A 2,101-nucleotide genomic window follows, 5' to 3' on the forward strand; every position below is an offset into this window, starting at 1 on the left:
AGCGGGTCCGAGGCGACGCTGGTGGCCTTGTCAGTGCTGGTGATTGTCCTGTTCCTGGCGATGGGTGTGCTGGAATACGCGCGCGGCAAGGTCATGGCCATCGTCGGCGCCCGGTTCCAGGAACGGCTCGACCGGCGGGTGTTCACCGCGGCCATGCAGCGGTCGTCCAGCGTGCCGAACGATCCCGCGGCGATCACCGCGCAGCGCGACCTCGAAGCGATCCGCACCTTCCTCGGCTCGCCGGTTCTCCTCGCGCTGATGGACCTGCCCTGGACGCCTTTGTTCCTGGCGGCGCTTTTCATCTTCCACCCGCTCTTGGGCTGGCTGTCGGTCGCGGGCGGGGCGATCCTGATCCTGGTCACCATCCTGAACCAGGTCCTGTCGAAGGGGCCGCAGAAAGAGGCCGGATCGACCGCCGTGATGGCCGAGCGGATGTCAGACCAGATGAAGTCCGAGGCCGAGACGCTGCAGGCCCTGGGCATGTCGGGCGCGGGCTTTGACCGCTGGCAGAAGGCGCGGCACATGGCGCTGGCCAAGGCAATCGCGGTGGCGGGGGTTGCGGGCGGGTTCGGGTCGCTGACCAAGACCTTCCGGCTGTTCCTGCAATCCGCGATGCTGGGCCTGGGAGCCTGGCTCGTCCTGCAGGGCGAACTGACCGCCGGCGCGATGATCGCCGGGTCGATCCTGATGGGACGCGCGCTGTCGCCGATCGAGATGGCGGTCGGGCAATGGGCCGTGGCGCAGAAATCGGGCGAGGCCTGGCAGCGGCTCTCGGGCCTTCTGTCGCAGATCCCGCCGCCGCAGGTCCGCACCACCCTGCCCCGCCCGAAGGCGCTGGTCGATGTCGAGGGCCTGACCGTCGCCGCCCCGGGCGAGACGACGCCCCTGTTGCGCATAGTCAGCTTCCGGCTGGAGCCGGGCCAGGCGCTCGGGGTGATCGGGCCGTCGGGCTCGGGCAAGTCGACGCTCGCGCGGGCGCTGACCGGGGTCTGGCGGCCCCTGGCGGGCAAGATCCGGATCGATGGCGCAGCGCTCGACCAATACGACCCCGATGTCCTGGGGCGGCTCATCGGCTATCTGCCGCAGCGGATCACCCTCTTCGACGGCACTATCGCGGAAAACATCGCCCGGCTGGACGGCCAGGCCGACAGCGCCAAGATCGTCGAGGCCGCACGCAAGGCCGATGCGCATGACATGATCGTCCGCCTGCCGCAAGGCTATGACACGCGCGTCTCGGCGGCGGGCGGGCGGCTCTCGGGCGGGCAGATGCAACGGGTGGCGCTGGCGCGCGCGCTTTACGGTGATCCGGTCCTTCTGATCCTGGACGAGCCGAACTCGAACCTCGACAACGCGGGCTCGGCGGCGCTGAACACCGCGATCCGCACGATGAAGGCCGAGGGCAAGTCGGTCTTGATCATGGCGCACCGGCCGGCGGCGATCCAGGAATGCGACCTTCTCCTGGTGCTGGAGGACGGGATGCGCAAGGCCTTTGGCCCACGCGACCAGGTGCTGCGCGAGCAGGTGAAGAACCACACTGAAGTCTTAAAGCCCCTGGTCCTGGGAAGCACGACATGACCGCACCCGAAACGCAATGGTCGGCCCGCCGCCCGCTGTTCTGGGGCTTCTTGACGCTGGCGCTGCTGGTGGGGGGCCTCGGCGCATGGTCGGTGCTGACGACGCTTGCAGGCGCGATCATCGCGCCAGGACAGATCGAGGTGTCGCAGAACCGTCAGGTCGTGCAGCACCCGGATGGCGGTGTCGTCAGCGAGATTCTGGTGCGCGAGGGCGCCGAGGTTCAGGCGGGCGCCGTGCTGATGCGGCTGGACGGCAGCGCGCTCAAATCCGAACTGTCGATTGTCGAGAACCAGCTTCTGGAACTCGCCGCCCGCCGCGCCCGGCTTGAGGCGCAAAGCCAGGGCGCCACGGCGATCCGCTTTTCGGAAACGCTTCTCTCCGCCGCCGGCCTTCGCCCCGAAGTGGCCGAGATGGTCGCGGGCCAGCAAAGCCTGTTCGCCAACCAGGCCGAGATGATGGCCCAGGCCGAGGACCAGCGGAAGACCCGCATCCGCCAGATCGAAAGCCAGATCGAGGGCTTTGCCGC

Annotated in this window: 1 protein-coding gene and 1 pseudogene; both read left to right on the forward strand. The window is 68.7% G+C overall.

All coding sequences use genetic code 11. The features are described from left to right. Positions 1–1,575: type I secretion system permease/ATPase (locus tag AC2EAL_RS21750; protein ID WP_484726327.1), on the forward strand; the 1,575-nt coding region annotated here is incomplete at its 5' end. Further along, positions 1,572–2,101, forward strand: a pseudogene (locus AC2EAL_RS21755) (HlyD family type I secretion periplasmic adaptor subunit); the annotation flags it as partial. The gene AC2EAL_RS21750 and the pseudogene AC2EAL_RS21755, both read left to right, overlap by 4 nt.

This window comes from Tabrizicola sp. T74, from assembly GCF_057219935.1.